Origin of the sequence: Pseudohalocynthiibacter aestuariivivens, assembly GCF_018457175.1 — a bacterium.
GTDB lineage: Bacteria > Pseudomonadota > Alphaproteobacteria > Rhodobacterales > Rhodobacteraceae > Pseudohalocynthiibacter > Pseudohalocynthiibacter aestuariivivens.
The window spans coordinates 179,895-186,565 of the sequence record NZ_JAGFNU010000009.1 but is presented as its reverse complement, the minus strand read 5'-3'; the positions used below and the strand labels follow the sequence as shown (position 1 = coordinate 186,565).

Here is a 6,671-nt window from a genome sequence, read left to right as displayed (position 1 = left end):
CGCTGCCACCGATCCCACATCTCAGATTTCTGTTTGTCCGTGTAAAACGTCCGCGTCCGATATTTCATCTCTAACACTCCATCTTTCCAAAAAGACTAAAGTGTTGCGACCACCCGTTGAAACCGCCGGACAAAGCGGTCGTTCATCTAAGGAAGGAGTGTCGCAGCGTAGCAAACCAAAGCAGCCATTGGCGAATACCGTTTGGATACTTTCCATCAACTTAAAGCGCGAAACTTTTAGACAGATCTCTATCGAAATCGTGGAGATCAAAATGTAAAATCGACGGCCTCAAATTAGTTAAGGGCAATATCTCCCCGGGGACTTCAAGGTTAGTCCCGCCGCCGCTATCTTTATGTCGAGTGATATTTGATTTTTGTCCACCTTTGCAAGCCTGATAAACTCGAAAATCGAATTACTTCAACGGTGTTTTCATTTGCGGATGACTTTAGTTCTGCCTTCATCATTAAAATATATTTTCCTTCACGATTTCAGTGAAATGCTTTGCAGCGACATTGGGGTGCTTTCTTGGTAGTGCGATGCTGAAATTATCAAAGAATTTAGCGGTTTCGCCACCTATCGCCCTGATTTGCCCGGATTTCACGAATTCATCCGCGTAGTGATCAGGTAAAAAACCAATGTATTTGCCAGATAAAATCATCAGGACGGCGCCTTCCATGTGCGAAATCTCTGAGGTCCAGTTGTAACTGATTCCGCAAATCGGTTCTTTTGGTTCGTAACTGCGGCCGACAAACGGGTATTTTGAAAGCATTTGAGGCGTGATTTGTGCCTCGGCTACTGAAAAAAGAGAGTGGTTTTTACTGCAGTAGAGATTTTGGAGTTCTCGAAACACTGGGGTTACATCAAGTGCCGAGGGCAAATGTTGGGTCGGGGTCAGAATTGCGTGCAGTTTTCCGGTCAATAAACCCTGAAGCAGCTCCTGAGGTGATGCAATATGAACATTTAACTTTGCCAGCGGTGCAGCTTTTGCAAATTCGCCAATTGCTTTTTCAAGCCGGAGGCTTCTGTTGGTGTAGATTGCATCAACAGCCCCAAACTCGACTGTTCCGACAATATCACCTTTCGCAGCGCCGACTTCTCCGCGGAAATTCTCGATGGCGCCGAACAGATCAAGCATCGCGCTATGCACCTGCTTTCCCTGTTGAGTAAGCCGAAAACCGCCGCGCCCACGGTGACATAAGCGAACGCCCATCCGGCTTTCGAGAGCGGACATGTGGTTGGAAACCGTTGCAGGTGACAGTCCTAATGCTTCGTGCGCGGCAGAAAAGCCGCCATGTCTGACAACAGCCTGAAATACCCTTAGCAATCTAAGATCGGTGTCCTGAATATTGCCGGCATGTTTTTCCATACTTTGAGATTAGTCAAAGTTAACATTAATACAATGATATTTATCTGAGTAATTTCCAGCTTACGTTCGACGCAACAAAAATGCCGGAGCGACTATGACAACCAATTCCTATGACAGCGGCCGATTGAACTTGCCATTTGTGGGCATCTGTACATTTGGCAAATATCCCTATGTTTCCGATTGGGATGCGATCGAAGCTGACGTTGCAGTTCTAGGGGCGCCGTATGATTTCGGCTGCCAATGGCGCAGCGGCGCGCGGATGGGACCGCGCGCAATTCGGGAAGCATCTACTTTGTTCGCCTTCGGTCACGGCGGAGCCTACGACCATGAGGATGATGTTACCTATCTGCCTTTTGAAACAACGCGAATCGTTGATATTGGCGATGCTGACATCGTTCACACAGACACCGAAAAGAGCCACGCGAATATCGAATTCGCTGTACGAAAAATACTCGCCGCAGGCGCAATTCCGGTTGTGATGGGCGGTGATCATTCGGTGAACATCCCTTGCATCAACGCCTTTGATGATCAGGATCCGATCCATGTGGTGCAGATCGATGCACATCTTGATTTTGTTGATGAACGGCATGGCGTGCGCTTTGGGCACGGCAATCCGATGCGCCGCGCAGCTGAAAAACCCTATGTCACCGGGCTAAGCCAGATCGGCATTCGTAATGTGTCCTCCACAGCGCGCGACGGATATGAGGATGCGCGTAAAATGGGGTCTGACATTCAGTCCGTTCGCCAGCATCGTGCCCTTGGAAATGAAGGTATGCTGGCGCGGATCCCAGAAGGTGTTCGCTACTACGTGACAATTGACATAGATGCGTTTGACCCTTCGATCGCTCCGGGAACCGGAACCCCCAGCCACGGCGGTTTTAACTACTACGAAGTAATTGAACTTCTGGCTGGGCTCGCCAAGCGCGGCGATATCGTTGGTGTCGACCTTGTCGAAGTTGCGCCGGACTATGATCATTCCGGATCAACCAGCACCCTTGCTGCGCAGGTCTTGATGAACCTGATCGGGCGAATTCTTCATGCAAGGAGCCTTCGCTAATGGGGTGTGTCACTTACGATTTTTCCGGAAAAACGGTTCTGGTCACAGGCGCAAGTCGGGGGATTGGCTATGCTGTCGCCGAAGGCTTTGTTCGCGCAGGTGCACGCACCTTTCTTTTAGCGTCAGGTGATGGGGTTTATTCTGCAGCAGAAAATTTGAAGAAAGTTGGAGATGCAACCGCCCTTAAATGCGATATCACAGACAGCATCTCAGTTGCAGACGCCCTAACAGAAATCGGTCATCTTGATGTATTGATCAATAATGCTGGTCTGGAACGTGTAACGCCTCTTTCCGATCCTGATGATGCGGTCGAGGATACATTCCGCCGGATCGTCGACATCAACGTAGTCGGCACATTCCTCGTAACCCGACATGCGGTTTCAAAGATGACGTCCGGTGGGCGGATCATTTTAACAGGTTCTATATGGAGCCATACAGCTGTGGCGGAGTTCTCAGCCTATTGTGCGAGCAAGCATGCGAACCTTGGTTTTATGCGTTCAGTTGCGCACGAACTCGGACCCAGAGGCATTACTGTGAATGCAGTCTGTCCAGGATGGGTGAAAACCGAAGCTGCCTTGCTGTCCTTAAATAAAATGTCGGAAAGCAGCGGCCGAAGCGAGAATGATTTGCTGGAAGAAATCACTGGTGCTCAGGTCATTGGCGGGCTTCTGGAACCTCAGGATATGGCTGCGCTTTATCTCTTTCTTGCCTCTAATGACGCGAAGGACATCACCGGTCAGTCTTACAATCTGGACCGCGGCGAGGTGATGGGATGAACGATTTTTCCCCTAGAAACGTCCTTGTAACAGGTGCTCATCAGGGTATCGGTGCGGCTACGGCACATGTTTTGGCAACGAATGGTCTGCGTGTTGCCTGCGCTGATATCATCGTACCGGATGCAACGGTGGCCGGATTAGTAGAGCATTCCAAGGGTCACGTTTCATTGGCTTGCGATGTTTCTGACGAAACCTCGGTTGTGGGAATGTTTGCAGATTTAGACAAGAAAATTGGCTCTATTGATGCAGTCGTTCATTGTGCCGGTGTGATCGCTGAACGACCGCTTCTTGAAACCAGCGTTGAGGAATTTGATCGCGTTATTGCAATCAATCTGCGCGGTAGCTTTCTGGTTGGGCGCGAGGCTTTGCGCCGGATGGAAGGGCGCGAAGGGCGTGTTGTGCTAACGTCCTCAGACCTTGGGGTATCAGGCCGTGAAACATTCTCGCCTTATGTGGCTTCCAAACATGGAGTTATGGGGCTCGTGCGATCCTGGGCCAAGGAATTTGCACCCCGCATTCTGGTTAATGCGCTGTGTCCGGGTCCTATCGACACCGACATGCTGGGTGCAAAGAATATGACGCCTGAATGGCGCGCACGCGAGCTTGACATTCCCTTGGCTCGCTTTGGTCGCCCCGATGAAGTGGCGCATATGGCGGCTTTTTTGATCGGGCCTTATGCCGGTTTCATTACCGGGCAGGGGATTGGCATAAATGGTGGGAGCGCGATGCCATGATTGCTAACCCTATCCCCTGGCCCAATGGGGCCAAATGCGCTGCCTGTGTTACCTTTGACATGGATGCGGACAGCCTGATCCACATTGCGCATCCCGACGACGGATACAAACGCATGTCTGCTATTTCGATGCTGAAATACGGACCTGAGGTGGCCATTCCTCGCATCGTTCAGACGTATCGCGACCTGGGGATCAAACAAACATTCTTTATACCCGCATGGTGCATTGAGACCTATCCAAAGGCTATCGAGACGATCCTGCAGGGCGGTCACGAAATTGCACAGCACGGCTATCTACATGAACACCCAAGCGAACTGAGCGACGAAGACGAGGTCTATTGGTTCGAGCGAAGCTCAGAAGTAATCAAACGCCTGACCGGTCACGCCCCGCGTGGATTTCGCGCACCACTATATAATTTTTCACATCGCACTGGTGATCTGCTCGCAGCATCCGGATTCAGCTATGACGCCTCGCTGATGGGGGATGATCAGCCGTATCTGCTGAACACTGAATCTGGACAGTTGGTAGAGCTCCCGTCTCATTGGGGTTTGGACGACTGGCCTCAATATGTTCAGTCGATAGACCTAAATTACATGATGCCAATCCGGTCCGCATCCGCTGGTTGGCAGGCGTTTGCCGAAGAATTCGAAGCCGCATATGCCTTTGGCGGCCTCTGGGTGCCAGTCGTGCACCCGTTTGCGACAGGCCGAATGGCGCGATGGCGGGTGGTGACAGCATTTTTGAAAAAAATTCTTGACCGGGGAGACGTCTGGTTTGCCCCTATGGAAGACATTGCAGCACATGTGAACCGATGCGTCAAAGAGCGGACATGGACGCCGCGTGTGGATCAAATTCCTTACTATTCGTCACCAGTAAAAGCCTGAAGCAAGAAACAACAAACAACCCAATGGAGGATACCATGAATACGTCTATCAAATCACTTTTGGTGGCCAGCGCGCTGAGTGCGCTCACGGCTCTAGCCGCACATGCTGAGGCCTTGAAACTCGCCCATTCGACATGGGTAGGTTACGGGCCTTTTTACATAGCACAGGAAAAGGGGTTCTTTACTGAAGAAGGTGTCGAGATCGAACTGACGGTGATGGAAAATACCCCTCTGAAAATGGGGGCGTTGATGGCTGGGCGCATTGATATCGTTGCCTCGACCGCAGACGAGTTTCCTACATATATGCGTGATGGCAAACCGTTGCGCTACATTCTCGCAGTCGATAACTCAAATGGCGGCGACGGCGTTGTTTCCAACAAAGACATCGCCACGGTGGCTGACCTCAAGGGCCGGACTGTCGCTTTCGAAGAAGGGTCAGTCTCTCAGTTCTTTATCAATGCGCTATTGCGTCGCGAAGGATTGACGCAGGACGATATCGAAATGGTCAATATGACGGCGACCGACGCTGGTGTGGCCTTCACCGCCGGCCGGGTTGACGCGGCGGTAACCTGGGAGCCGAGTCTCAGCCAGGGGGCAGCCACCGAGCACGGCAAGATTTTGGTTAGCAGTTCCGAGACCCCCGGCCTGATCGTTGACGTTGTCGCGGTTCTGGGCAGCACTGCCGATGAGCACGAAGAAGAGCTGAAGGCATTTGTCCGGGCATGGCAGCGCGCGCTCGATTTCTTGGAGACAAATCCGGACGAAGCCTACCAGATTATGGCTGTCGGTGTTGGCGGTTGGCTGGAAGACCCAAATGAATTCAAAGCCGCTGCCTCCGGAATTCAATACTTGGATATCTCCACGAATCTGGAAATGTTCGGCACGGCAGATGCGCCCGGCATTTTGACCGATACAATCTCGAATGCCATCACCATTTGGGGAGATCTTGGGCGGATCAAAGTTGAAGGCCTGCAAGCCAGCGATCTAATCGACACGTCGTTCCTCCAATAAAGCGCAAGGAAGGTAGGTAAATCAAATGGCTACATTGAGTTTTATGGATCGGTATCTGACACCGAAACTGGCAATTCCCAAAAAGGTGGAAATGGGAGCTGGTATTGTCGTTGCTGGCAGTATCCTGGCACTTTGGATGCTTGTTTCTTACACCGGATACGCCAGCAAGGATTTTCTGCCTTCGCCAACTGACGTTTGGACGTCATTCAACGACAAGGCTTCGGATGGCTCACTGAGAAAACACATTGGCGTGTCGCTCACGGAGATCTATCTGGGGTTCTTTTTGTCCTCGATCATTGCAGTTCCTATCGGAATATTTATGGGCGGATTTAAGATTGTTCAGTCCGCACTTGAACCGCTGGTCAACTTCATGCGGTACCTGCCGGTCACATCAATGATCCCGCTTCTAATCCTATGGATTGGCATAGGGCTTGAAGAAAAGATCGCCGTAATATTTCTGGGCACGTTTTTTCAACAGATCGTCATGGTTTCGGATGTAGCTCGCGGTGTGCAGGCCGACCTGTTCAACGTTTCCTACACGCTAGGAGCAACGCGTGGCCAGATTGTCACCCGTGTTCTGGTGCCAGCGACCCTTTCCGGGGTCATGGATACTTTGCGGGTCACAATGGGCTGGGCTTGGACCTTTCTGGTGGTTGCAGAACTGGTCGCTTCGAATGCAGGGCTTGGCTACATGATCCTGCAATCGATGCGTGGCCTCGATCCTGCGGGCATTTTTGTCGGAATCTTTGTTATCGGATTTTTGGGACTGATTACTGATCTGGCTTTCAAGTGGGTCAAACGGATGATCCTGCCTTGGGAAAACGTCGGGAAGTAGAGGAAAAAT

Annotated in this window: 8 protein-coding genes; 7 read left to right on the top strand and 1 reads right to left on the bottom strand. The window is 51.2% G+C overall.

The window, feature by feature from the left end; all coding sequences use genetic code 11:
• Positions 1-277, top strand: a 277-nt coding sequence (locus J4E70_RS14215; RefSeq protein ID WP_213890297.1) for a hypothetical protein, incomplete at its 5' end; no start/stop codon positions are given.
• A gap of 186 nt (positions 278-463) precedes the next feature.
• Here the strand turns inward: J4E70_RS14215 and J4E70_RS14210 are convergent.
• Positions 464-1,366 carry a LysR family transcriptional regulator gene (locus tag J4E70_RS14210; protein WP_213890296.1) on the bottom strand — a complete coding sequence of 301 codons (903 nt, stop codon included), beginning with the start codon at positions 1,364-1,366 and terminating at the stop codon, positions 464-466.
• A 94-nt stretch (positions 1,367-1,460) separates the two neighbouring features.
• Between J4E70_RS14210 and speB the strand changes: the two genes are divergently transcribed.
• From speB to J4E70_RS14180, 6 genes are read left to right on the top strand one after another with little or no spacing between them, the layout of a single operon-like run.
• Complete coding sequence (gene speB, locus J4E70_RS14205) at positions 1,461-2,423, top strand: agmatinase (RefSeq protein WP_213890295.1); 963 nt, start codon at positions 1,461-1,463, stop codon at positions 2,421-2,423.
• Positions 2,423-3,199: an SDR family NAD(P)-dependent oxidoreductase gene (locus J4E70_RS14200; RefSeq protein WP_213890294.1), complete on the top strand. Its 777-nt coding sequence runs from the start codon at positions 2,423-2,425 to the stop codon at positions 3,197-3,199. Before speB ends, J4E70_RS14200 begins: the two co-directional genes overlap by 1 nt.
• Positions 3,196-3,933 carry an SDR family NAD(P)-dependent oxidoreductase gene (locus tag J4E70_RS14195; RefSeq protein WP_213890293.1) on the top strand — a complete coding sequence of 246 codons (738 nt, stop codon included), beginning with the start codon at positions 3,196-3,198 and terminating at the stop codon, positions 3,931-3,933. The genes J4E70_RS14200 and J4E70_RS14195 overlap by 4 nt, the downstream gene beginning before the upstream one ends.
• Positions 3,930-4,817, top strand: a complete 888-nt coding sequence (locus tag J4E70_RS14190; protein WP_213890292.1) for a polysaccharide deacetylase family protein — start codon at positions 3,930-3,932, stop codon at positions 4,815-4,817. The genes J4E70_RS14195 and J4E70_RS14190 overlap by 4 nt, the downstream gene beginning before the upstream one ends.
• Positions 4,818-4,852: 35 nt before the next feature.
• On the top strand, positions 4,853-5,827 hold the full coding sequence (locus tag J4E70_RS14185) for an ABC transporter substrate-binding protein (RefSeq protein ID WP_213890291.1): 975 nt from the start codon (positions 4,853-4,855) through the stop codon (positions 5,825-5,827).
• A gap of 25 nt (positions 5,828-5,852) precedes the next feature.
• Positions 5,853-6,662, top strand: a complete 810-nt coding sequence (locus J4E70_RS14180) for an ABC transporter permease (RefSeq protein WP_213890290.1) — start codon at positions 5,853-5,855, stop codon at positions 6,660-6,662.
• Positions 6,663-6,671: the final 9 nt, after the last annotated feature.

Coding starts and splice junctions, on each gene's coding strand:
- J4E70_RS14210 (WP_213890296.1), bottom strand. CDS start 1,366: ATGGAAAAACATGCCGGCAATATTCAGGACACCGATCTTAGATTGCTA.
- J4E70_RS14185 (WP_213890291.1), top strand. CDS start 4,853: ATGAATACGTCTATCAAATCACTTTTGGTGGCCAGCGCGCTGAGTGCG.
- J4E70_RS14200 (WP_213890294.1), top strand. CDS start 2,423: ATGGGGTGTGTCACTTACGATTTTTCCGGAAAAACGGTTCTGGTCACA.
- speB (WP_213890295.1), top strand. CDS start 1,461: ATGACAACCAATTCCTATGACAGCGGCCGATTGAACTTGCCATTTGTG.
- J4E70_RS14195 (WP_213890293.1), top strand. CDS start 3,196: ATGAACGATTTTTCCCCTAGAAACGTCCTTGTAACAGGTGCTCATCAG.
- J4E70_RS14180 (WP_213890290.1), top strand. CDS start 5,853: ATGGCTACATTGAGTTTTATGGATCGGTATCTGACACCGAAACTGGCA.
- J4E70_RS14190 (WP_213890292.1), top strand. CDS start 3,930: ATGATTGCTAACCCTATCCCCTGGCCCAATGGGGCCAAATGCGCTGCC.